At 63.8% G+C, this 22,779-nt stretch carries 21 protein-coding genes; 9 read left to right on the forward strand and 12 right to left on the reverse strand.

Annotated features, from left to right (window positions below; genetic code table 11):
• The first annotated feature begins 97 nt into the window (after positions 1 to 97).
• Positions 98 to 277 (forward strand): hypothetical protein, encoded by a 180-nt coding sequence (locus DNK59_RS08615; protein WP_092314463.1) that lies wholly within the window; start codon positions 98 to 100, stop codon positions 275 to 277.
• A 177-nt stretch (positions 278 to 454) separates the two neighbouring features.
• Here DNK59_RS08615 and DNK59_RS08620 read toward each other — a convergent pair whose 3' ends face one another.
• Genes DNK59_RS08620 through DNK59_RS08630 form a run of 3 tightly spaced genes read right to left on the reverse strand, consistent with a single transcriptional unit; the run spans position 455 to position 2,799 of the window.
• Positions 455 to 934 (reverse strand): YbaK/prolyl-tRNA synthetase associated domain-containing protein, encoded by a 480-nt coding sequence (locus DNK59_RS08620; RefSeq protein ID WP_110722941.1) that lies wholly within the window; start codon positions 932 to 934, stop codon positions 455 to 457.
• A gap of 16 nt (positions 935 to 950) precedes the next feature.
• Positions 951 to 1,709 (reverse strand): TSUP family transporter, encoded by a 759-nt coding sequence (locus DNK59_RS08625; protein WP_110722942.1) that lies wholly within the window; start codon positions 1,707 to 1,709, stop codon positions 951 to 953.
• 4 nt (positions 1,710 to 1,713) lie between these two features.
• Positions 1,714 to 2,799, reverse strand: a complete 1,086-nt coding sequence (locus DNK59_RS08630) for a TauD/TfdA family dioxygenase (RefSeq protein ID WP_110722943.1) — start codon at positions 2,797 to 2,799, stop codon at positions 1,714 to 1,716.
• Positions 2,800 to 2,908: 109 nt separating this feature from the next.
• On the opposite strand from DNK59_RS08630, the gene DNK59_RS08635 reads away from it, so the two are divergent.
• Both DNK59_RS08635 and DNK59_RS32070 read left to right on the forward strand, forming a co-directional pair.
• Entirely contained in the window at positions 2,909 to 3,841 is a 933-nt protein-coding gene (locus DNK59_RS08635) for a LysR family transcriptional regulator (protein ID WP_110722944.1), read from the forward strand.
• Positions 3,842 to 4,041: 200 nt separating this feature from the next.
• Entirely contained in the window at positions 4,042 to 4,167 is a 126-nt protein-coding gene (locus DNK59_RS32070; RefSeq protein WP_256596315.1) for a hypothetical protein, read from the forward strand.
• 68 nt (positions 4,168 to 4,235) lie between these two features.
• Here DNK59_RS32070 and DNK59_RS08640 read toward each other — a convergent pair whose 3' ends face one another.
• Complete coding sequence (locus DNK59_RS08640) at positions 4,236 to 7,334, reverse strand: efflux RND transporter permease subunit (RefSeq protein ID WP_110722945.1); 3,099 nt, start codon at positions 7,332 to 7,334, stop codon at positions 4,236 to 4,238.
• Positions 7,335 to 7,344: 10 nt separating this feature from the next.
• Positions 7,345 to 8,493 carry an efflux RND transporter periplasmic adaptor subunit gene (locus DNK59_RS08645; protein ID WP_110722946.1) on the reverse strand — a complete coding sequence of 383 codons (1,149 nt, stop codon included), beginning with the start codon at positions 8,491 to 8,493 and terminating at the stop codon, positions 7,345 to 7,347.
• 199 nt (positions 8,494 to 8,692) lie between these two features.
• Between DNK59_RS08645 and DNK59_RS08650 the strand changes: the two genes are divergently transcribed.
• The 4 genes from DNK59_RS08650 (at position 8,693) to nudC (ending at position 12,616) form a co-directional block, all read left to right on the forward strand.
• The gene (locus DNK59_RS08650; protein WP_110722947.1) at positions 8,693 to 9,394 is read left to right on the forward strand and encodes a response regulator transcription factor; all 702 of its coding nucleotides are present in this window, start codon (positions 8,693 to 8,695) and stop codon (positions 9,392 to 9,394) included.
• A 4-nt stretch (positions 9,395 to 9,398) separates the two neighbouring features.
• Complete coding sequence (locus DNK59_RS08655) at positions 9,399 to 10,697, forward strand: ATP-binding protein (RefSeq protein WP_110722948.1); 1,299 nt, start codon at positions 9,399 to 9,401, stop codon at positions 10,695 to 10,697.
• Between the two features lie 269 nt (positions 10,698 to 10,966).
• On the forward strand, positions 10,967 to 11,779 hold the full coding sequence (locus tag DNK59_RS08660) for a crotonase/enoyl-CoA hydratase family protein (RefSeq protein WP_092314482.1): 813 nt from the start codon (positions 10,967 to 10,969) through the stop codon (positions 11,777 to 11,779).
• Positions 11,780 to 11,785: 6 nt separating this feature from the next.
• Positions 11,786 to 12,616, forward strand: coding sequence for an NAD(+) diphosphatase (nudC, locus tag DNK59_RS08665; RefSeq protein ID WP_110722949.1), 831 nt, complete (start codon positions 11,786 to 11,788; stop codon positions 12,614 to 12,616).
• Here the strand turns inward: nudC and DNK59_RS08670 are convergent.
• Positions 12,584 to 13,363, reverse strand: coding sequence for a TSUP family transporter (locus DNK59_RS08670; RefSeq protein WP_092314486.1), 780 nt, complete (start codon positions 13,361 to 13,363; stop codon positions 12,584 to 12,586). The two genes, nudC and DNK59_RS08670, sit on opposite strands and share 33 nt — an antisense overlap.
• Positions 13,364 to 13,520: 157 nt before the next feature.
• Positions 13,521 to 14,765 carry an acyl-CoA dehydrogenase family protein gene (locus DNK59_RS08675; RefSeq protein ID WP_110722950.1) on the reverse strand — a complete coding sequence of 415 codons (1,245 nt, stop codon included), beginning with the start codon at positions 14,763 to 14,765 and terminating at the stop codon, positions 13,521 to 13,523.
• Positions 14,766 to 15,156: 391 nt separating this feature from the next.
• On the opposite strand from DNK59_RS08675, the gene sfnG reads away from it, so the two are divergent.
• Positions 15,157 to 16,251: a dimethylsulfone monooxygenase SfnG gene (sfnG, locus tag DNK59_RS08680; protein ID WP_110722951.1), complete on the forward strand. Its 1,095-nt coding sequence runs from the start codon at positions 15,157 to 15,159 to the stop codon at positions 16,249 to 16,251.
• 185 nt (positions 16,252 to 16,436) lie between these two features.
• On the opposite strand, the gene DNK59_RS08690 is transcribed toward sfnG, so the two are convergent.
• Both DNK59_RS08690 and DNK59_RS08695 read right to left on the reverse strand, forming a co-directional pair.
• Entirely contained in the window at positions 16,437 to 16,916 is a 480-nt protein-coding gene (locus DNK59_RS08690) for a nuclear transport factor 2 family protein (RefSeq protein ID WP_092314492.1), read from the reverse strand.
• A 58-nt stretch (positions 16,917 to 16,974) separates the two neighbouring features.
• The gene (locus DNK59_RS08695; protein WP_110722952.1) at positions 16,975 to 17,538 is read right to left on the reverse strand and encodes a TetR/AcrR family transcriptional regulator; all 564 of its coding nucleotides are present in this window, start codon (positions 17,536 to 17,538) and stop codon (positions 16,975 to 16,977) included.
• Between the two features lie 240 nt (positions 17,539 to 17,778).
• Here DNK59_RS08695 and pssA point away from each other — a divergent pair, with 240 nt between their 5' ends.
• Entirely contained in the window at positions 17,779 to 19,122 is a 1,344-nt protein-coding gene (pssA, locus tag DNK59_RS08700; RefSeq protein ID WP_092314496.1) for a CDP-diacylglycerol--serine O-phosphatidyltransferase, read from the forward strand.
• 80 nt (positions 19,123 to 19,202) lie between these two features.
• Here the strand turns inward: pssA and DNK59_RS08705 are convergent, their stop codons facing one another.
• From DNK59_RS08705 to efeB, 3 genes are all read right to left on the reverse strand, one after another.
• On the reverse strand, positions 19,203 to 20,408 hold the full coding sequence (locus DNK59_RS08705) for an MFS transporter (RefSeq protein ID WP_110722953.1): 1,206 nt from the start codon (positions 20,406 to 20,408) through the stop codon (positions 19,203 to 19,205).
• A 197-nt stretch (positions 20,409 to 20,605) separates the two neighbouring features.
• Positions 20,606 to 21,430, reverse strand: coding sequence for an iron uptake system protein EfeO (efeO, locus tag DNK59_RS08710; protein ID WP_092314500.1), 825 nt, complete (start codon positions 21,428 to 21,430; stop codon positions 20,606 to 20,608).
• Positions 21,431 to 21,465: 35 nt separating this feature from the next.
• Positions 21,466 to 22,776 (reverse strand): iron uptake transporter deferrochelatase/peroxidase subunit, encoded by a 1,311-nt coding sequence (gene efeB / locus DNK59_RS08715; RefSeq protein WP_110722954.1) that lies wholly within the window; start codon positions 22,774 to 22,776, stop codon positions 21,466 to 21,468.
• Between the last annotated feature and the right edge of the window lie 3 nt (positions 22,777 to 22,779).

Consider the following 22,779-nt stretch of genomic DNA (forward strand, 5'->3'; position numbering starts at 1 on the left):
ACTGCTGCAAAGCATTTTTTCCCGCCAACCCTCGGGAGTAAGTTTGCTTCAACGCCCACACGGGCAAGCAAGCCAACTGAATTCGAGGGTTACCCACATGAACTTCAATCTCTTCTCCGTGATCGCAGCGTCCGCCATTTCTGCCAGCGTGGCCCTGCCCGCCAGCGCCAGCGTGGAAATCAGCCAGAAGAAATCCAGTACCAACACCTACACCCAGAAATACCTGCAACAAAGCGCCCACTTCTACGCCGCCCTGGATCACAAGAGCCACGGCTGATCGGGTCGCTTTACGCCCATGCTGGCGAGCCAGCTGGCCTGTCCAGCGCGATATCTGCGTTGCCCCTTAGCCATTCGGGTCCTCACACCCTTTGCGCCCAAGCCTGCTGGCTGGCCGAGCTTATGATCGACAAGGCCTGCTCCATGTCACAGGGGAGGGCGCAAGGGCAAGGTTGGCTCAGGCCTGGCTGATATCCAGCAATTGAGGCCTGGCAATCGCCAGATAATCCTGCGTATCGAGCACCATCGACGCATCCAGCCGCCCCGCATTGAAGGCTATTTCTGCGTAGCCTGTGGTCAAGGCCGGATCGACGATCAATTGAATCCGCTCATCGAACACAAAAGGTGGAATGGCGCCGATCCGGCACCCGGTCAGTTCCATGGCGGTTTCGGCCTTCACCAGCTCGGCTTTTTTCCCGCCCAGGGCCGCTCCGACTTTCTTCATGTCCAGCTTCTGGTCGCCCGGCAGTATCACCAGGGCATAGGGGCCGGCCTGCCCCTTGAGGGAGCAAAGCATGGCCTTCGCGCCTTGACCGGGCTCGGTGCCACGGATTTCGGCGACGCGCGCCGACTGGCCCTCGGCATCGTGCAGCAACACCCGGTAGGAGGCTGAGCGGGCATCAAGTAGCGCCACGAGGCGATCAAACATGGGATGCATGTAGTTTTCCTCTGGTTTACAGGAGCAGGTCGTAGGTCAGTTTGCTGATCAGAATCACCAGCAACACCAGGAATAGAGCCCGGACGAAGGGCACGCCCTTATGAACGGCCAGCCAGGTGCCAGTGAGCGCACCCAGGATGTTGAATGCCGCCATGGGGATGGCGATCAGGTAGAGCACGTTACCCGTTGGAATGAAGAACATCAGTGCCGCTACGTTGGTCGCGATGTTCACCAGCTTGGCCGATGCCGAGGCATGCAGAAAGTCGAAGGCGAAGCAGCGGATAAACAGGAAGATCAGGAAGCTGCCAGTACCGGGACCGAACAGACCATCGTAGAAACCGATGGCGCCACCGATCACCACCGCCAGCAGTTTTTCCTTGGTCCCGATGCGCATGGGTTTGTGCAGGGCGCCGAAGTCTTTTTTCCAGAAGGTGTAGATCGCCATCAGAACGATCAACACCAGCACCGCCGGCCGGATCACCGACTGGGGGACGAACGACACCGTGGCGGCTCCGCAGAAGGCCATGACAAAGGCCGCGCAGGCGGCGGGGATCACCAGCCCCCAGTCGATCACCACCTTGCGCACGAAGGAGCGGGCCGCGAAGGTGGTGCCGCAGGCGGCCGCGACCTTGTTGGTACCCAGCAGCGCCGCCGGTTGAGCGCTGGGTAGAACGTTGAACAGCGCGGGAATCTGGATCAGTCCGCCGCCGCCCACCGCCGCGTCGATCAGGCCGGCGGCGAAGGCGAACACGCAAAGGATGGCAATATCGACCATGTAATCAGGCTCTGGCTATGTAGGGTTGATGAGGGTTCAGCGGCACCACGCGTGCCGGATCATTGACCCCGAAGACCCGCAACATCCAGCGATCACGGCCGTCGTAGCGGGGGGTAAAACCATCCCGGGCATGCAGGGTTTGCTGGTTCTTGAAGATCAGCATGTCCCCGGGTTGCAGCAGTATGTGGTGCACGACATCGGGATGATTGGCGGCGGCGGCGAACAGTTCGAGGGCAAGCTGCGCATTGGCAGAGGTCGCTTCGACACTCGCTTTGTTGTAGCGGCAATACAGGCCGTCGGTTGCGCTTCTGTGCAGCAAGGGGACGTTTTCCAGCACATTCCCCTGTTTGCCGAAGGAGGCCGGCCGGCGGACGTTGAAGTTCGGGCGGGACAATTCTTCTTCGACGCAGTCCGGCAGCATGGCCAGCACCTCGTCAATGGCGACGATGCGCGTCGGCACGTCGAGCTCGCAGCGCAGGCCGGTCAGGGTCAGGTACTCCGGGCAGGCCGACAACTGCGAGACGGGTTCGCAGGTCAAAGGCAGGTGAGGGTTGTCGACATGCATGCCCAGATCCGCGCGCGAGCCATAGGAGCTCTTTTCGGTTTCTCGCTTGTGCTTGGGCGATACGTGACGGAACACGGTGTCGTTGCTTTCACCCTCGTAGGCCAGCGGATGGGTTTGCAGAGTTTGCAGCACCGACAAAATAGCCCCGGCCAGCGTCGACACGTTCTCGATACCCGGCTCCAGGTCATAGGGCGTGGCCGGCAGTTGCGGGTCCAGCGGTAGCCCCCTGACGATCATCGCCACTTCACGGGCCTGTGGAAAATGGCGTAGCTGCTGGATCTTCTCAGGGCACAGGACACTTTCCAGCAACCGCCCCAGGGCCGGCATGTGGCTGATCCCCGAGGCGCTATCGGTCACGTCCAGCGATGCCAGACCGGCCTGAAGCGTGCGTTGTTCTTCGAGTGACAGATGAATTTGCGGTATCTCCCGTCGGGTCGAAGTCACTGATCGTTTTTCCAGCCATTCATGAGTGACTTCATCAACACAAGCTGCGGCTTTCCCGAGTACTTCTTCCAGCTTTGACACGTCCTTGCGCTCCTGTTTGCCCCATCCTTGTGGGTTGAGCGGGAAGGTTAACGGAAGAGCCTTTTTTGTGTTGCAATGCCGCGTTGTGAAAAATGCAATGAGGTGGACAGTGGCATTGAATATGTTGGGGGAGCTGGAAGCCTTCGCGACCGTGGCTCGCAAGCGCAGTTTCGTCGCCGCGGCACGCACTCTGGGGCGTTCTCCCAGTGCGCTGACCCGTGCCATTCAAGCCCTGGAGGAAAGTGTGGGGCTCAAGTTGTTCAATCGCTCGTCCAACGCCGTGAGCCTGACCGAAGCGGGTGAGTGCTTGTTGCCCCACGCGTACAAGATGCTCGATCTGCAACGCGAGGTGGATGAGGACCTGGCCGGTCTCGGTGGCCTGGCCTCCGGCTGGATTCGTTTTTCTGCCCCCGAGCTTCTCGGAAACGGAGTATTGCCGCGATTGATCGCGCAATACTGCGAGCGTTATCCAGACGTCAACATCGATGTGATTTTCACCGATGAGATCATCGACCCGGCCAAGAGCAAGCTGGACTTCTCGATTCGCGGTGCGTTTCCACAATCCAGCGACTTGATCGGCTTTGCGCTCTGGAGTTACTCACGTCATCTGTATGCCAGCCCCGGCTACCTGGAGCGCTACGGCATGCCCGACTCTATCGAGGCACTGGAGTCGCATTCGCTGATCCTGCATACGGCGCCGCGGATTCTCAAGGAGTGGAATTTTCGCAGTGAGACGCAGGCCATCAGCTTGCGGGTTCATCCAAAATTTCGTTTCAGTTCCGGCCTGGCGGTATTTCAGGCAGCCCTGGCGGGCGTCGGGATCGCTCGCTTGGCGGATTGGATGGCGGAGCCCGAAGTGCAAGCGGGGCGCCTGATGCGGGTTTGTCCTGAGTACAAGCTGACCTCCAGCGGCGGTGAGAGCCCTCAGATGCACGCGGTGTACCCGGCCGGAAACTTGCCGCTGCGGGTGAAGGCGTTGATGGAGATGATCCGCGACTTGGGTGAAAGCCTTGAATGTAGACGCGGCGCAGCACTGATATGAGCTTAGGGGGCGCTTGGCCCTGTCGTCTGGCTCTTGCGGCGAGGCCCTGTTGTGGCAGGCGCTGCCATCGATGACGCAAATGGGGGGTGTGTTTGCGACGCAATCCACACGGCCGGCAAATTTCGCTTGGTAATGTCACATAGCCATATGTTTAAATTTGACGCTGAATTATTGACTCTTCCCGAGCAAGGATCGAACGCATGTTGACGCGTCTGGCTGTGGTGCTGCTGTTGCTCTATTCCACTCCCATCCTGTCTTCCGCGCAGCCTGTCGAAGGTGAGCCGGAAACTTCCCGCGAGCGCCTGGCCAGCCTGTTGCAGGACTGAAGCGCCTTTTAGCAGGAACTCTCAGAGAACCAGCTGCGGGCCCCGCCATGGGGCCCGCCGTGAGGGTTTCAGCCCTTGGCCGAACCGCGCTTGACCAGTTTCATCACCACCACGAAGAACACCGGCACGAAGATCACCGCCAGGGTTGCGGTGATCATGCCGCCGATCACCCCGGTGCCGATGGCTTGCTGGCTGGCGGAGCTGGCGCCGGTGGCGATGGCCAGGGGCACCACGCCGAGGATGAAGGCCAGGGAGGTCATGACGATCGGCCGCAGGCGCAGGCGCGCAGCCTGCACCGTGGCGTCGATCAGGTCGTGGCCTTCGTCGTACAGGCTCTTGGCGAACTCGATGATCAGGATCGCGTTCTTCGCCGACAGGCCGATGATGGTGATCAGGCCGACCTTGAAGAACACGTCGTTGGGCATCCCGCGCAAACTCACCGCCAGCACCGCGCCCAGCACCCCCAGGGGCACCACCAGCAGCACCGAGGTCGGGATCGACCAGCTCTCGTAGAGCGCCGCCAGGCACAGGAACACGATCAGCAGCGACAGGCCCAGCAGCATTGGCGCCTGGCTGCCGGAGAGGCGTTCCTGCAGTGACAGGCCGGTCCATTCCAGGCCCAGCCCGGCAGGCAGCTGTGCCACCAGTCGTTCGATCTCCTGCATGGCTTCACCGGTACTGTGGCCGGGGGCCGGCTCGCCGGAAATGGCGATCGCCGGGTAGCCGTTGTAGCGGGTCAACTGCGCCGGTCCGAGGGTCCAGTTGGCGCGGACGAAAGCTGACAGCGGCACCATCTTGCCGGCGTTGTTGCGCACCTGCATGCGCAGCAGATCCTCGACCTGGCTGCGCTGGTCGCCTTCGGCCTGGACCACCACCCGCTGCATCCGTCCCTGGTTGGGGAAGTCGTTGATGTAGGCCGAGCCCAGGGCCGTGGACAGCAGGTTGCCGATATCGCCGAAGGAGACGCCCAGGGCATTGGCCTGCTTGCGGTCCACCTCCAGCTGCACCTGGGGTGCTTCGGCCAGGGCGCTCTCGCGGACGTTGGCCAGGATCGGGCTCTTCTCGGCGTTCATGAGCAGCTCGGTTCGGGCTTGCATCAAGGCGGCGTGGCCGACACCGCCGCGGTCCTGCAGGCGGAACTCGAAGCCGCTGGAGGTGCCCAGGCCATCGATCGGCGGCGGCAGCACGGCGTAGACCACGGCGTCCTTGATTGCGCTCAGCGCGGCGTTGGCCCGGTCGGCGATGGCCATGGCCGAGTCGTCGCTGCCCCGTTGCGACCAGTCCTTGAGGGTGGTGAAGGCCAGGGCCGCGTTCTGCCCGCTACCGGAGAAGCTGAAGCCGAGGATGATGGTGCTGTCGCCCACGCCCGGTTCGCTGGCGTTGTGCGTTTCGATCTGCTCCACCACCTTGACCGTGCGGTTCTGGCTGGCGCCGGGCGGCAGCTGGATATCGGTGATGGTGTAGCCCTGGTCCTCCACCGGCAGGAAGGAGGAGGGCAGGCGGCTGAACAGCAGCGCCATGATCGCCAGCAGGGCGACGTAGATCAGCAGGTAGCGCCCGCTGCGCTTGAGGGCATAGCTCACACCGCCCTCGTAGCTGTTGCTCAGGCGTTCGAAGCGCCGGTTGAACCAGCCGAAGAAACCGCTGCGCTCATGGTGTTCGCCCTTGGCAATGGGCTTGAGCAGGGTGGCGCACAAGGCCGGAGTCAGGGTCAGGGCGAGGAACGCCGAGAACAGGATCGAGGTGGCCATGGACAGGGAGAATTGCTGATAGATCACCCCCACCGAGCCCGGCATGAAGGCCATGGGAATGAACACCGCCACCAGTACCAGGGTGATACCGATGATGGCTCCGGTGATCTGCTGCATCGCCTTGCGCGTGGCGTCCTTGGGCGACAGCCCTTCAGTGGCCATGATCCGCTCGACGTTCTCCACCACCACGATGGCGTCGTCCACCAGGATGCCGATGGCCAGCACCATGCCGAACATGGTCAGCACGTTGATCGAGAAACCCAGGGCCAGCATGGTGGCGAAGGTGCCCATCAGCGCCACCGGCACCACCAGGGTCGGGATCAGGGTGTAGCGGATGTTCTGCAGGAACAGGAACATCACCAGGAACACCAGGGCCATGGCTTCCACCAGGGTGTAGATGACCTTGGTGATCGAAACCTTGACGAATGGCGAGGTGTCGTAGGGGATCTTGTATTCCACCCCGGCCGGGAAGTAGCGCGACAGCTCGTCCATCTTGGCGCGGATCAGCGTCGCGGTGCTCAGGGCGTTGGCCCCGGGCGACAGCTGCACGCCGACCGCGGTGGACGGCTTGCCGTTCAGGCGCGTACCGAACTGGTATTCCTGGCTGCCGACTTCCACCCGCGCTACATCACCGATGCGCACCGTGGAGCCGTCCGGGTTGGCCCGCAGCACGATGTCGGCGAACTCCTCGGGGGTAGTCAACTGGCCCTTGACCAGGATGGTCGCGGTGATTTCCTGGCTGGACGGGTTGGGCAGGTCGCCGATGCTGCCGGCCGGCACCTGGGCGTTCTGCGCCGCCACCGCGGCATTGACGTCCGCCGGGGTCAGGTTGAAACCCACCAGCTTCTGCGGGTCGAGCCAGATCCGCATGGCCCGTTCGGCGCCGTATAGCTGGGCCTTGCCGACGCCGTCGACGCGACGGATCTCGTTCATCACGTTGCGCGCCAGGTAGTCGCTGAGGGCGACGTTGCTCAGGCGCCCGTCGTTGGAGGTCAGGGTGATCAGCAACAGGAAGCCGGCGGACACTTTCTCTATCTGCAGGCCTTGCTGAGTCACGGCCTGGGGCAGCCGCGGCTCCACCGCCTTGAGGCGGTTCTGCACATCGACCTGGGCCAGTTCCGGGTTGGTGCCGGGCTGGAAGGTCGCGGTGATGGTGGCGCTGCCCAGGCTGCTCTGGGAAGAGAAGTACAGCAGGTGATCGGCGCCGTTGAGCTCCTGCTCGATCAGGCTGACCACCGACTCGTCCAGAGTCTGCGCCGAGGCACCCGGATAGACCGCGTAGATCTCGATCTGTGGCGGCGCCACGTTGGGGTACTGCGCCACCGGCAACTGGGGAATCGCCAGGGCGCCACTCAGAAGAATGAAAAAGGCGACCACCCAGGCAAAGACCGGGCGGTCGATAAAGAATTGCGGCATGACGTACTACCTACTGGCCAGGAGGCTGGGCGAGGGGAGAGGCGTCGATCTGCACCTGCTCGCCGGGACGGGCGTGCTGCAAGCCTTCGACAATGACTCGGTCACCGGGCTTGAGGCCCTCGGTGACGATCCAGCGGTCTTTCAGCACCCCGCCCAGTTGCACCGGGTGCTGCACCACGCGGTTCTCGGCGTCCACCAGCAGCACCTGGGCGATACCGGCGCTGTCACGCTGGATGGCTCGTTGCGGCACGCTGATGCCCTGGCGGTTGACCGCCTGTTCCAGGCGCACCCGCACGAAGCTGCCCGGCAGCAGGTCGAGGTCCGGATTGGGGAACTCGCTGCGCAGGATGATCTGCCCGGTGCCCGGGTCGACGCTGATATCGGCGAACAACAACTTGCCCGGCAACGGGTAGAGGCTGCCGTCGTCCTGGATCAGGGTGGCCTTGGCCTGGTCCTTGCCAACCTGTTGCAACTGCCCGGCGCGAAAGGCCCGGCGCAGTTCGTTGAGCTCGCGGGTGGACTGGGTCAGGTCGGCGTGGATCGGGTTCAACTGCTGGATCAGCGCCATGGGCGTGGTTTCGTTCTGGCCCACCAGGGCGCCCTCGGTGACCAGGGCGCGGCCGACACGCCCGGAAATCGGCGCGGTGACGGTGGCGAAGTCCAGGTTGAGCTTGGCGCGCTTGACCGCGGCATGGTTGGCCGCCACCTCGGCGTCGGCCTGGCGCCGGGTCGCCCGTGCATTGTCGTATTCCTGGCCGCTGATGGCCTGGTCGGCGATCAGCTTGGCAAAGCGCTGCTCTTGCAGGCGCGCCTGGAAGGCACTGGCCTCGGCCTTGCGCAGGTTGGCCCGGGCGCTGTCCAGGTCGGCCTGGAAGGGGGCCGGATCGATGCGAAACAGCACGTCGCCCTGCTTGACGTCGGAACCCTCGCGGAAGGTCTGCTGCAACACCACGCCGGCCACTCGGGCGCGTACTTCGGCACTGCGCGGCGCGGCGATGCGTCCGCTCAGTTCGCTGGTGATGGACAGGGCCTGGCTCTGTACCGTCTCGATCCGCACGGTGGCGGTCGGCGGTGCCTGTTCGCCTTCGGTCTTGCTGCAGGCGCTCAACGCCGTCGCCAGAACCAGCAGGCAGAGTGGCGCGAGGAGTTTATTCGACATACTGATATCCCAATAATGACCTCGGCATGCTAAGGGCATGGGTCAAGGCCTGCTGTGAAGCTGTGTAGGTGCTGTGTGAAAAAGTGTGAAGCGGGCGCGCTTGCGCGGTGAGTGTTGTATATCCTTGGCGCCTTGCTGTTGCCCGGTGCTCTATAAGGAACGCCGCGACTCTGTACTTCTTCAATAAAGACTCCTTGTCATGCCCAATATTCTTCTTGTCGAAGACGACACCGCGCTCTCGGAGCTGATTGCCAGCTACCTGGAGCGCAACGGCTACCAGGTCAGTGTGATCAGTCGCGGTGATCAGGTACGCGAGCGGGCCAAGGCCAACCCGCCGGACCTGGTGATCCTCGATCTGATGCTGCCGGGCCTGGATGGCTTGCAGGTCTGTCGCTTGTTGCGTGCCGACTCGGCCAGCTTGCCGATCCTGATGCTGACGGCCCGCGATGATAGCCACGATCAGGTGCTGGGTCTGGAAATGGGCGCCGACGACTATGTGACAAAACCTTGCGAACCGCGAGTGCTGCTGGCCCGGGTGCGTACCTTGCTGCGCCGCAGCAGCCTCAGCGAACCGCAGACCGCCAGCGACCAGATCCTCATGGGCAACCTGTGCATCGACTTGTCGGAGCGCACCGTAACCTGGCGCGAGCAGTTGGTGGAGCTGTCCAGCGGCGAGTACAACCTGCTGGTGGTACTGGCCCGGCATGCCGGCGAAGTGTTGAGCCGTGACCAGATTCTCCAGCGTCTGCGGGGCATCGAGTTCAACGGCACCGATCGTTCGGTGGACGTCGCCATATCCAAGTTGCGGCGCAAGTTCGACGACCATGCCGGCGAAGCGCGCAAGATCAAGACCGTGTGGGGCAAGGGCTACCTGTTCAGCCGTTCCGAGTGGGAATGCTGATTCCATGCTGCGTATCCTGGTCCGTCTGTACCTGATCACCATCGTTGCCTTCAGTGCCGCCATCTACCTGATTCCGGACCTGGTGATCAAGGTCTTCCACGAGCGTTTCCAGGACTACAACCTGGAGCAGTCGCGGGGTTTGCAGAGCCTGATCGTCAAGCAGTTCCACGCCCTGCCGGCGGAGCAGTGGCCGACCCTGGCCAAGGAAATGGACCAGGAATTCCATCCGTTGCAGGTGGCCCTGGTACGCATCGACGACGCGGATTTCAGCGACTACGAGCGCGAGCGCCTGCAACGCGGGGAAAAGGTCGTGCGCCTGGGTGACTGGGGCTGGCGCACCCTGGCGGTGTCGCCGCTCGATGAGCAGTTGGCGGTCAAGCTGGTGGTGCCACCGGACCCGCTGGACGTCAACCTGCTGTACTGGAGCATCAACGTACTGATCGTCGCCGTGCTGCTGGCCTGCCTGCTGCTCTGGGTCAGGCCGCACTGGCGCGACCTGGAACGCCTGAAGCGCACCGCCGAGCGTTTCGGCAAGGGCCACCTGAGCGAGCGCACGCAGCTGCCCGGCAGTTCCAATATCGGCAGCCTGGCCCATGTCTTCGACACCATGGCCGGGGATATCGAGCAGTTACTCAATCAGCAGCGGGACCTGCTCAACGCTGTGTCCCATGAGCTGCGCACCCCCTTGACCCGACTGGATTTCGGCCTGGCCCTGGTGCTCTCCGACGATCTGCCGGCGGCCAGCCGCGAGCGCCTGCAGGGGCTGGTGGCGCATATTCGCGAGCTGGACGAGCTGGTGCTGGAGCTGCTGTCCTACAGTCGCCTGCAGAACCCGGCCTGCCTGCCGGAGCAGATCGAGGTGTCGCTGGACGAGTTCATCGACAGCATCCTCGGCAGCGTCGATGACGAGCTGGAGTCGGAGCTGGTCATCGATGTTGTACTGCACGGCACCCTGGAGCGTTTCACCCTGGATCCGCGGCTCACTGCCCGGGCCCTGCAGAACCTGCTGCGCAACGCCACCCGCTACTGTGAAAAACGCATCCAGGTCGGGGTGCTGGCGAGCGACGAGCGCTGCGAGATCTGGGTCGACGATGACGGCATTGGCATTCCCGACGATGAGCGCGAGCGGGTGTTCGAGCCGTTCTACCGGCTGGATCGCAGCCGCGACCGCTCCACCGGCGGTTTTGGCCTGGGGCTGGCCATCAGTCGTCGTGCCCTGGAAGCCCAGGACGGCACCCTGACCGTGGAAGCCTCACCCTTGGGCGGCGCGCGTTTTCGCCTGAGCCTGCCGGTACGAAGCTAGCCCCGAGCGGCTGTAGGAGCCGGCTTTGCCGACGAAGGCGCCTTCGAGCCTTGCGCCGTACTCGCGCACGCCTTCGTTGGCAAGCCAGCTCCCACAGTTTTCCTCCGAGCTTACGGCCTAACCCGTAGGAGCCGGCTTGCCGGCGAAGGCGTCCGCCTGCTGGGTGCGTTGCCCAAGTCCCGCTTTTGGCCAATGCGCTGCCTTACGGGGCGGCGACGCCACTTGCTATAGTTCGGCCCTTATTTTCTGCCCAGTAAAGGATCGCTGCCATGTCCGAATACCAAGCCTTTCGCGTCGAACTCGCTGACAACATCGCCCATGTGCAGATCAATCGCCCGGAGAAGATCAACGCGATGAACGCCGCGTTCTGGAGCGAAATCGTCGAGATCTTCCGCTGGATCGACGACACCGACGCGGTGCGGGTGGTGGTGCTCAGCGGCGCCGGCAAGCACTTTTCCTCAGGCATCGATCTGATGATGCTGGCCGGGGTGGCCAACGAACTGGGCAAGGACGTGGGCCGCAATGCGCGCCTGCTGCGGCGCAAGATTCTCCAGCTGCAATCCTCCTTCAATGCCGTGGACAACTGCCGCAAACCGGTGCTGGCGGCGATCCAGGGCTACTGCCTGGGCGGCGCCATCGACCTGATCAGCGCCTGCGACATGCGTTATGCCGCCGATGACGCGCAATTCTCGATCAAGGAAATCGATATCGGCATGGCTGCGGATGTCGGCACACTGCAACGTTTGCCGCGTATCATCGGCGACGGCATGTTGCGCGAGCTGGCCTACACTGGGCGCACCTTCGGTGCCGAGGAGGCGCGCCGCATTGGCCTGGTCAATCGCACCTACAGCGATGCCACCAGCCTGCTGGACGGGGTCATGGAGATTGCCCGGGAAATTGCCGCCAAGTCGCCGATCGCCGTCAGCGGCACCAAGGAAATGCTCAGCTACATGCGTGACCACCGGATCGACGACGGCCTGGAGTATGTCGCCACCTGGAACGCCGCGATGTTGCAGTCCAACGACTTGCGTGTGGCCATTGCCGCCCACATGAGCAAACAGAAGCCCGAATTTCTGGATTGATTGACGATGATTGAACGCTGGACCACCGCAGTACTGGATACCGAACTTCCTGGCGGCTGGGCCGTGGCCCGTGGCCCGGACGGCTTTCTCCATGACGATAACGGCGCGCTGTTTCCCCGGCACTGGCTCAAGGGCCAGGACCTGCCGCTGCTGGCCGAGCACGGCATCGGCCACCTTGATGGCGAGCCGGTGTACTTGCTGGAACTCAGTGGCCGCGCCGAGGTGCCCGGCTGCGGCTGGAAAAGCCTGCGGGCCTTCATGCTGGAGGGTGATCACACCCTGTACAAGGTCCTGGGCTATGCCGCGCAGATCGGCACCTGGGCCCGCGAGCATCGTTTCTGCGGCAGTTGCGGCCGGGCCACGGTGCAAGTGCCGGGGGAGCGGGCGATGTACTGCGAGCCCTGCGACCTGCGCGCCTACCCGCGCATTTCACCGAGCATGATCGTGCTGGTGACCCGTGGCGATGAAGTGCTGCTGGCCCGTTCGCCGCGTTTTGTCAGCGGGGTCTACAGCACCTTGGCCGGCTTTGCCGAGCCCGGCGAGTCGGCGGAGGACTGCCTGGTCCGCGAGGTACGCGAAGAGGTGAGCATCGAGGTCAGGAACATCCAGTACATGGGCAGCCAGTGCTGGCCGTTCCCGCATTCGATGATGCTGGGCTTCCATGCCGAATACGCCGGCGGCGAAATCGTGCCCCAGGAAGACGAGATCGAGGACGCCCAGTGGTTCAACGTCCATGCGCTGCCGCCGTTGCCGGCCTCGCGCTCGATTGCCCGCTACCTGATCGATCTCTACGTGGCGCGTCGCCTAGGCCACGCTGAACCAGTGCTGCCAGGCTAGGCGCACGGTCAATCCCAGAACCACGGTGATGAACACCGGGCGAATGAACTTGGCACCACCGCTGATCGCGGTGCGTGCCCCGAAGAAGGCCCCGACCATCACCGACAGGCCCATGCACAGGCCGATGATCCAGTCCACCTGCCCGGAGAACACGAACACCGACAGCGCCGCGATGTTGCTGACGAAGTTCATGCTGCGGGCCACGCCGCTGGCCTTGACCAGGTCGATGGGGTAGAGCAGCAGGCTGCTCACGGTCCAGAACGCCCCGGTGCCGGGCCCGGCCACGCCGTCGTAGAAGCCCAGGCTGAAGCCCTGGCTCGATTGCCACTTCTTCTTGATCGGTGCGTCGCTGTCCAGCGGCGCCTTTGGCGTGCCGCCGAACAGCAGGTACAGGCCGCAGGCGAAGACAATCACCGGCAACATCTTGTTCAGCCACTCGGCCGGCAGGTAATGGGCGACGATGGCTCCGGTCAGCGCGCCCACCAGGGTGCCGATGATGGCGTGCATCCACTGCCGCGGGTGGAACAGCTTGCGCCGGTAGAAGGTGAAACTGGCGGTGGCCGAACCGAAGGTCGAGCTGAGCTTGTTGGTGCCCAGCACCAGATGCGGCGGCAAACCGGCGGTGAGCAGGGCGGGCGTGGTCAGCAGGCCGCCACCGCCAGCAATGGCGTCGATGAAACCGGCGATGAAAGCCACGAGGGCGAGGATGGCGAGGGTGGTCAGGTCAACGCTGAGATCGAAGGGCATGGATTCGGCTTATGGGTCGGCGGGAGGCGCAAAAGACCGCCATCTTAAAGCTGCAAGCCGCCAGCTCCAAGCGCCAAGTGGCAAAGCGGCGCTGGACAATATCGCCACCAGCGCCGACCCCGCTTACCGCTTACCGCTTACCGCTTACCGCTTGCTACTAGCTGCTGCTCCTCTGCGGACCGTTGCCGATCTGCCAGACAAAGGGCGGCTCGTTGCCGTTGATCTGCCAGTCGCCGACGATCCGCGCCTTGTAGATCACCGGGTTGTGCGAAGACACGGTCCGCGCGTTGCGCCAGTGCCGGTCCAGGGCCTTGCCCTGGCGAATGTCCGAGGCGCCGAGGGCGTTGAACAGTTCGCTGGTGGTGCGCTGAATCAGTTCGGTCACCACCACCTGGGCCGTGGCCGATTCGATTTCCGCCGCCACATTGGCCGCTCGTTCCTGCACCTCATCCCCGGCAAAGCGCGCCAGGTAGGCCTGTTGCGCCGGTGCCGCCGCGCGGACCGCCGCGGCTTCGGCCGCATACACCAGGGCGGCAATCTCGCCCACCACTTGCTGCACCTGGGCGTCGGCGCTGACCTGGGGCGCGTTGCCGTGGCTGTAGATGCGCTTGCGCACCCGCACTTCGTGGGCCACATCGCGCAGCGCGGCGCGGCCGATCCCGGCCAGGGTCGCCAGCAGCACCAGTTGATAGAAGGCGGTCTGGTATTTGAAGCGGGTGGCGAAATCGATGATGTTCTCGGCCTCGACTTCGGCGTCGTTGAAGCGCGAGGTGCCACTGCCGGTGGTGCGCTGGCCGAAACCGTCCCAGTCATCGCTCTGCTGGATCCCCGGCTGGCGGGTACGCACCGCCGCGATCACATCGCCGCCGGTGTCGCTGCGCTGGGCGTAGACGTCGATCCAATCGGAGAAAATGCTTCCGGTGCTGTAGAACTTCTCGCCGTTGAGGCGCCATTTTTCGCCGTCCGGCGTCACCTTGGTAATCACCTGGCCAATCTCCACCGCGCCGATTTCGGTCCAGGCGCAGCCGACGATATCGCCCTCGACAAAGCGCTTGAACCACAGATCCCGACCCGGCCCAGGTGGGGCGTTGAGGCGGTCCTCGGCAAAGGCGAAGTGCCCGCGCAGGGCCTGGGGCACATTGGCGTCGGCTGCGGCCAGCTCGATCAGCAGTTGGAACAACTGGGGCAGGGAGGCACCGCCGCCGCCATATTCCACGGGCACTCGCAGGGCGCCGAAACCGGCCTCCTTGAGCCATTGGATGGGTTCATGCGGCAAGGTGCGACTGTGCTCGCGCTCCACGGCTCCGGCGGCGATGCGCTGGAAGATCGGTCGGAAGCGCTCGGCCAGAGGCTCGTAATCGACCCCCAGGGACAATGGATTGATTACCTGGTGTTCAGTCATGGCGTAGCTCCTGGGTTCGGCAGAAAAAACAGTGGGTGTCTGGGCAGCTCTTTGCAGCTCTTTGCACACAGCATGCCGACATCCCGCAGCCCGGTCTGCCTGGGGCTGGGCTCATGGCGGGGCCAGTCAACTGTTGTCCGGGCAACAGTTCATCAACAAATCGTCTGTTTATGCAGTGTTTCGGTGGCGCGCTCGCCACGGCTAGAGGCCACGGCCAACCCAGGACTCCAATGTGCAGGCGCCGACCGCCAGAGGTCCGGCAGGCTTGGCTGGGCGCGCTTCCAGCGCGATCTTCGAAGCGCCGGGGGCACATCGAAACCGGGCCACCGACGGTCCCTGGCACGCTTGCTGCTCTGGTGATCGCACCTTTATCTGTCCCGAGGACCGAGCCATGAGTCAGCAAGCCGTGAAATTTGCCTACTGGGTGCCCAACGTCAGCGGTGGTCTGGTGGTGAGCAAGATCGAGCAGCGCACCCACTGGGGCATCGATTACAACCGCAAACTGGCGCAGATCGCCGAGGAGGCCGGCTTCGAATATGCCCTGACCCAGATCCGCTTCACCGCCGGCTACGGCGCCGAGTACCAGCACGAGTCGGTGGCCTTCAGCCATGCGTTGCTGGCTGCCACCAGCAAGCTCAAGGTGATCGCGGCGATTCTGCCCGGGCCCTGGCAGCCGGCGCTGGCGGCCAAGCAACTGGCCACCATCGATCAACTGACCAACGGCCGGATCGCGGTGAATATCGTCAGCGGCTGGTTCAAGGGCGAGTTCCAGGCCATTGGCGAACACTGGCTGGAGCACGACGAGCGCTATCGCCGTTCCGAGGAATTCATCCGTTCCCTGCGGGGCATCTGGAGCCAGGACCACTTCACCTTCAAGGGCGACTTCTATCGTTTTGACAACTACAGCCTCAAACCCAAGCCCCTGGGCCGGCCGGAGATCTTCCAGGGCGGCAGTTCGCGGGCGGCGCGGGACATGGCGGCCAGGGTTTCGGACTGGTACTTCACCAATGGCAACAGCGTTGAAGGCATCAAGGCCCAGGTGGACGACATCCGCGCCAAGGCGGCGGCCAACCAGCACTCGGTGAAAATCGGTGTCAACGCCTTTGTGATTGCCCGGGATACCGATGAAGAGGCACAGGCGGTGCTGGCGCAAATCATCGAGCAGGCTGACCCGGAGGCGGTGAACGCCTTTGGTGACGCCGCCAGGCAGGCCGGCAAGGCCTCGCCCGAAGGCGAGGGCAACTGGGCCAAGTCGAGTTTCGAGGATCTGGTGCAGTACAACGACGGCTTCAAGACCAACCTGATCGGCACCCCACAACAGATTGCCCAGCGCATCGTCGACCTGAAGGCAGTGGGGGTGGACCTGGTGCTGGCGGGGTTCCTGCATTTCCAGGAAGAGGTGGAATATTTCGGCAAGCGGGTATTGCCCCTGGTGCGCGAGCTGGAAGCCCAGGCCCGGCTCAAGGAGCAAGAAGCGGCGGCTTGAACGGCGCCTTGCTTGCCGGCGACGCGGTTCACCAGCCCGATGCAAGGCTTGTTGCGCGAGATTGCCTTGTAGGAGCCGGCTTGCCGGCGAAAGGGCCTTTGGCCTCGGTGCAGGGCTTGAGGACGCCTTCGCTGGCAAGCCAGCTCCTACGACGGGTGCGCTAGGTAAAAGAACCTTGGGCCGGGTTACAGGCCCAGGTCGCTAAGGCTTGGATGGTCATCCGGGCGCCGGCCCAGGGGCCAGTGGAACTTGCGCTCGGTTGACTTGATCGGCATGTCGTTGACGCAGGCGAAACGCCGGGCCATCAGGCCGTGTTCGTCGAACTCCCAGTTCTCGTTGCCGTAGGAGCGGAACCAGTTACCGGAGTCGTCGTGCCATTCATAGGCGTAACGCACGGCGATACGGTTGTCGGTAAAGGCCCAGAGTTCCTTGATCAGACGGTAATCCAGCTCCTTGGCCCATTTGCGGGCGAGGAAGGCCTTGGCCTCTTCGCGGTTGTGGGCGAACTCGGCGCGGTTGCGCCATTGGGTATCCAGGGTGTAGGCCAGGGATACCCGTTCCGGGTCCCGGGAGTTCCAGCCATCTTCGGCCAGACGGACCTTTTCAATCGCCGACTCGCGAGTGAAAGGCGGAAGGGGCGGGCGCACTTGAGCGTTAGACGACATGATCTGTCTCCAATGAAAGTTGCTGTTCAAACAAAGAAGTTGCTCTTATTTAAAACAATCAGAGGTCCAATAACTTTCGCGCCATGCATTGCGCATTATCAGCAGCACTGTGATCGCCCATGACAAGGGCAACGGTAATGGCGCCATCTATCAGGATCAGCAGTTGCGCTGCCAACTCATCGGGATGTTGTACGCCATGTTCCTGGCAAAGCTCGGTCACGTAATCGAGCAGTTTCTGTTTATGTTGTTTCGCCACCTGGCGCACCGGGTCCAGTGGATCGCCGGTTTCGCCGCTGGTGTTGATAAAGGCGCAGCCGCGGAAACCTTCGGACTCGAACCAGTCCTTGAGTACGCTGAACAGCGCCAGCAGCCGTTGTGCGGTGCCCGCGGCCTTGCCCACTTCAGTCCTGTACCAGTGCATCCAGCGCTGGTCGCGACGTTCCAGGGCGGCCACCACCAGTTCGTCCTTGGTGCTGAAGTAGCGATAAACGCTCTTTCTCGACACCCCGGCGGTTTTCACCAGCAAATCCATGCCGGTGGCGGCAATGCCATTCTTGTAGATCATTTTCTCGGTGACATCGAGGATGATGTCACGTGTTTCAGAGGGAGTAATTTCGTTCATGGAGCAAAGAGTAGAACGATCGTTCTCCTTGGTCAAATAATTATTTTATTGACCATCGAATTTCCCCCGCCATGTAGGAGCTGGCTCGCCAGCGAAGGCGTCATCAGGTCTTGCGCAGCATCCGAAGATTCCTTAGCTGTTCAGGACGGGGGAGTGGCCTTGTACATGTCCGGCAGGGGACTCAGCCTGTTGCATGGTGTAAGCTCTTGCGCTCTTTGGATTTGAGCCACTGCGAGCCCTATGCCGTCGCTTTTCAAACGTTCCCTGCTGCCCAAGCTGCGCAGCTTTCCGCTGGCCGCCGAGGCCTTCACCACGCTGACCGGTGCTGCACAATTTCGCCGCACATTGCTGGAGCAAATCGCCCAGGCCAGCCGGCGCATCTACATCGTTGCCTTGTATCTGCAACAGGACGAAGCCGGCCAGGAGATCCTGGATGCCCTGCACGCCGCCAAGGCCGCCCGCCCGGAGCTGGACGTGGTGGTCGTGGTCGACTGGCTGCGGGCCCAGCGCGGCCTGATCGGTGCCGGCAAACAGCCGGGCAATTCGGCCTGGTACCAGGAAATGACCCGCACCCACGCCAGCGAAGTGCCGATCTACGGCGTGCCGGTGCAGACCCGGGAGCTGTTCGGGGTGCTGCACCTCAAGGGTTTCGTCATCGACGACTGCGTGCTCTACAGCGGCGCCAGCCTGAATAACGTCTATCTGCACAAGTTCGACAAGTACCGCTTCGACCGTTACCACCTGTTGCACAACCAGGCCCTGGCCGATTCCATGCAGCACCTGGTGCAGCACGGCCTGGTGGCGTCGCGGGCGGTGCATCGCCTGGACCTGCCGAACCTGCCCAGCACCCGCAGCCTGCGCAACGACATTGGCGATCTGCGCAGCCGTCTCAAGCACGCCACCTACGACACCACCGCCGGCAGCCTGGACAAGAGCGAGCTTTCGGTCAGTCCATTGCTCGGGGTCGGCAAGGGCAACCCGCTGAACCGGGTGATCTGCGAGCTGATCGCCGGCGCCCAGCGCCAGCTGACCATCTGCACGCCATATTTCAACCTGCCACTACCGGTGACCCGGGAAATCAACCGGGCCCTGGAGCGCGGGGTGAAGATCGACATCATCGTCGGCGACAAGACCGCCAACGATTTCTATATCCCGCCCAGCGAGCCGTTCAAGGTCATCGCGGCGCTGCCGTACCTGTACGAGATCAGCCTGCGGCGCTTCGCCAAGCGGCATCAGAAAGTGATCGACAGCGGCCAGTTGAACCTGCACCTGTGGCGTGACGGCGACAACACCTATCACCTCAAGGGGATGTGGGTCGATGAGCGCTACACCTTGCTCACCGGCAACAACCTCAACCCCCGGGCGTTTCGCCTGGATCTGGAAAACGCCCTGTTGCTGGACGACCCCAAGGGCCAGTTGCTGCAAGCGCGCAGCGCCGAACAGGCGCTGATCTATCGCCACACCCGGCGCATCGAGCACTTCCAGTACCTGGAAAGCCTGGTGGATTACCCCGAGGCCGTGAGCAAGTTCCTGCGCCGGGTCAGCCGCGTGCGTATCGAGCGTCTGCTCTACCGCATGCTGTAACCCATCGCCGCGACCCTGGGCCCAGGGTCGTGGGCCCCCTGGCAATCTCCAGCGCGGCGCTCCCCAGCCTGGGGCGGCGGCTAGCGGTTTGTGCGTGGCGGGGCTGGCCAGATTGCAATCAGCACCAGCAGTACCGCCGCCAGCAGGTAGGGCAGGCGCGGCTCGATGGCGTAGATCAGGCTGCCGGCCAGCGGCCCGATGACCACGCCCAAGCCCTGGGCGGCGCCGATACTGCCCGCGGTCGCGCCCTGTTCCGAGGCCTCCACGGCATTCGCCGCCAGGGCCGAGAACGACGGAAACACCCCACCCATGCCCGCCGCCGACACAAAGAACGCCAGCCACAGGCCCCAGGCGCTGTCCACCAGCATGCTGCCGGCATAGCCCAGCGCCGAGAGCAGCGCGCCGTAGCGGATCATCCGCAATGGCGGCCATTCCAGCTTGCGCACCACCAGCTGGGCGCAGATCAGCGCCACGCCGACCATGGCCAGGGCCACCCCGGCGGTCTGTGCCGCGGCGGCCGGGTCCAGTTGCAGGCGATCCATGGCGTAAAAACTGACGGTGATCTGGGCGATGGACACACACAGCATGGCGACAAAGGCCACGGTCATCGGTCGCAACAGCCGTGGGTCATTCAAGGGCACCCGGCTGGGGGCGTGCTTGAGGTGCAGTTCCTGGCGCGGCAGCTTGTAGCGCAGCACCAGAAACGCCAGCAATGGCAGCACCGCCATGGCGTAGAAGGGCAGGCTCAGGCTGTAGTGGGCCAGCAGCGCGGCGACCGCCGGACCGACCACCAGGCCCACGGCGTTGGCCGCGCCGAGGGTGGCCATGGCCCGGGCGCGATGCTCGGGTTCGACGTTGTCGGCGATCAAGGCGAAGCCGCCCACCGGAATCGCCGCATAAAAGGCACCGATCAGGCCGCGTCCGAGCATCAGGCCGAAAAAGGCCATGGCGACGCTGGGCAGGCTTTGCAGCGACAGATCGATGAACAGGCACAGGGCCCAGTAGGCGAGGGTGAAACCGGCGGTGCCCAGCAGCAGGACCCGGCGCCGGCCGAAGCGGTCGCTGGCCTGGCCCCAGGGGCGCGCCAGGAGCATCCAGACCACCCCGGAAACGGTGACCACGGCGCCCGCGTGCCAGGTCTCCAGGCGCAGCGCCCGGGAGATCGGGCCGATCAGCGAGACGAACGCCATCATCGACATGGTGCAGGCCATGTAGGCGGCCATCAGCGGCAAGAGCGAGAAGGGCGTGGCAGTCAGCGGCGCGCTGGCCGCTAAAGGGCGAGACATGCTGGGTCTTCCATGAAAGCGATTGGGCCGTGAACGTTATCGGGATAACGCGTCACAGCCCAGTCTTATCTGCATCAGTGATGCTGCCGCTGGCGAAGAAGGCCTTGAGGCGGGTTGAGCTCAAGAACGCCTTCGCTGGCAAGCCAGCTCCTACGAGGGGTGCTGGGGGCAGCGGTGCGGCAGCGTGGGCGTCGGGTTCAGTTCAGGCCCAGTTTGCCGCGCAGGGTCGAGAGATCCTCGGCCAGGGTGTTGACCGGGCCCACCAGGGCCTTGCGGTCGTTGTCCTTGACCTTGTCGTAGGTCATGAAGCCGCCGTCGGCGGTTTTGTACTTGGCCAGGATGCCGTTCACCGTGGCGAAGTTCTTGTCCACCTTGGCGACAAAGGCCTGGTCCTGCTTGGCGATCTGGCCGCGGAACAGGTCGACGATTTTCTTCGCCCCGTCGATGTTGCCCTGGAAGTCGTACAGGTCGGTGTGGCTGTAGCGGTCCTCTTCACCGGAGATCTTGGTCGCGGCCACTTCTTCCAGCAGTGCGGCGGCGCCTCCCACGACCTTTTCCGGCGGGAAGGTCAGGCCAGCGACGCGGCTCTGCAGGTCCTTGACGTTGTTGTTCAGGCCGTCGGCCAGTTGCCCCAGGCCTTCGGTGCTGTTTTCCGAGAACAGTGAGTACTCCAGGCGGTGGAAACCGGTGAAGTCCTCGGCCTTGACGCCTTGCTCATGGTCATTGACCCGCGAGTCGATGGCGGCGTCGAGGTCACTGAAGAGTTCGGCGATCGGCTCGATCGACTCGTAGTAGACCCGGGTCGGCGCGTAGAGCTTCCTGGCGGTGGCCAGGTCGCCCTGTTTCACCGCGTCGGTGAACTGCTGGGTGTGGCTGGCCAGTTCGTCGAGCTGTGCGGTGACGTAGATCTTGTAGTCGGAGATCGGCCCCACCAGTTCCAGGGGCGCGGTGGCGGCGAACGCCGACAGTGGAGCGTGGAGCAAGCCAAGGGTCAGCAACACAGCGAGAGGCGACTTTTTCATGGGACGTTTCCGTGGGGGTGGTGGTGTTGGGGGTGTCAGGCCGTGGTGGTCGCTCGGGTGGCGTCGAGCAGCGAGCGGCCGATGAAGTCCTCTGCGCCGCTGACTCCCGGCAAGGTGAAGAAGTAGCCGCCGCCGGTGGGCTTGAGGTACTCCTCCAGGGGTTCGCCGTTGAGGCGGCTCTGGACTGCGATAAAGCCTTTTTCCAGGTCGGCCTGGTAGCAGATGAACAGCAGGCCCATGTCCAGCTGGCCGTTCTTGTTGACGCCGTTGGAGTAGTTGAACGGACGGCGCAGGATCAGGTTCTGCCGGGTTTGCGCGGTGCGCGGGTTGGCCAGGCGGATGTGCGCGTCGAGCTTGGTCAGCTTGCCGTGGGGGTCCTTGCTGTAGTCGGGCACCTGGCTTTCCTTCTGGCCATCCATGGGCGCGCCGCTGCTCTTGATCCGGCCGATGATGCTTTGCTGTTCTTGCAGCGGGGTGCGGTCCCAGCGTTCGACGAAGTTGCGGATGATCCGCACCGCCTGGTAGCTGCCATGGGCCGCCCAGGCCGGTTCGTCGCTGCCGGGCTGGACCCAGACGATCTGCTGCATGGCCTGCTGATCATTGGAGTCGGGGTTGGCCGAACCATCGCGAAAGCCCAGGAAATTGCGCGCGCTCTGCGCCGGCTCGCCGGGTTTGGCCGGGGCCTGGGGCGGCACGCTGCCTTCCTGCTTCCAGCGCACCAGCAGCAGGTCGGGCAGGTTCTTCACGATGTCGCGCAGGGCGTGGATGTTGGTGTCGGCGGTGTTGGCACAGAACTGCAGGCTCAGGTCGCCGTGGCAGCAGGCCGGCTCCAGGGCGTCGTTGGGGAATCCCTGCATGCGCGTCAGGCGCTTGGGCTTGGCCGCGGCCAGCCCGAAGCGTTCATCGAACAGCGAGGCGCCCACCGACACGGTGATGGTCAGGTTGTCCGGGGTTACCACCGGGCCGAGGATGCCGGAGTCCAGGGGCGGCAGTTTCGGGTCGACCTGGCTTACCGGACCGCCACTCATGAGAAAGGCGATTCGCTGGTTGAGGGTGCGCAACAGCCGCTCCAGTTCGTCACGGTCGCTGGCCAGTACATCGAAGGACACCAGCATGCCCGCCGTCGGACGTGGGGTGACGATGCCGCTCTGGTGCTGGCCGTGGAAGTCGTGACGATCCAGGGTCCGGTCGCTGCTCGGGGCTTCGGCGCCCTGGGCCGGTGCGGCGGCCATGGCCGGGCAGCTCAGGCTGCTGCCGGCCAGGGCCACGCCGGCGGCGCCCATGCCCAGCAGTACGCGCCGGCGTTGGGCGCTGAAGGAGGGGTTGGCTTGATCTGAATCGTTCATGAA

It is taken from the genome of Pseudomonas sp. TKO26 (assembly GCF_003225665.1).
Lineage (GTDB): Bacteria > Pseudomonadota > Gammaproteobacteria > Pseudomonadales > Pseudomonadaceae > Aquipseudomonas > Aquipseudomonas saponiphila.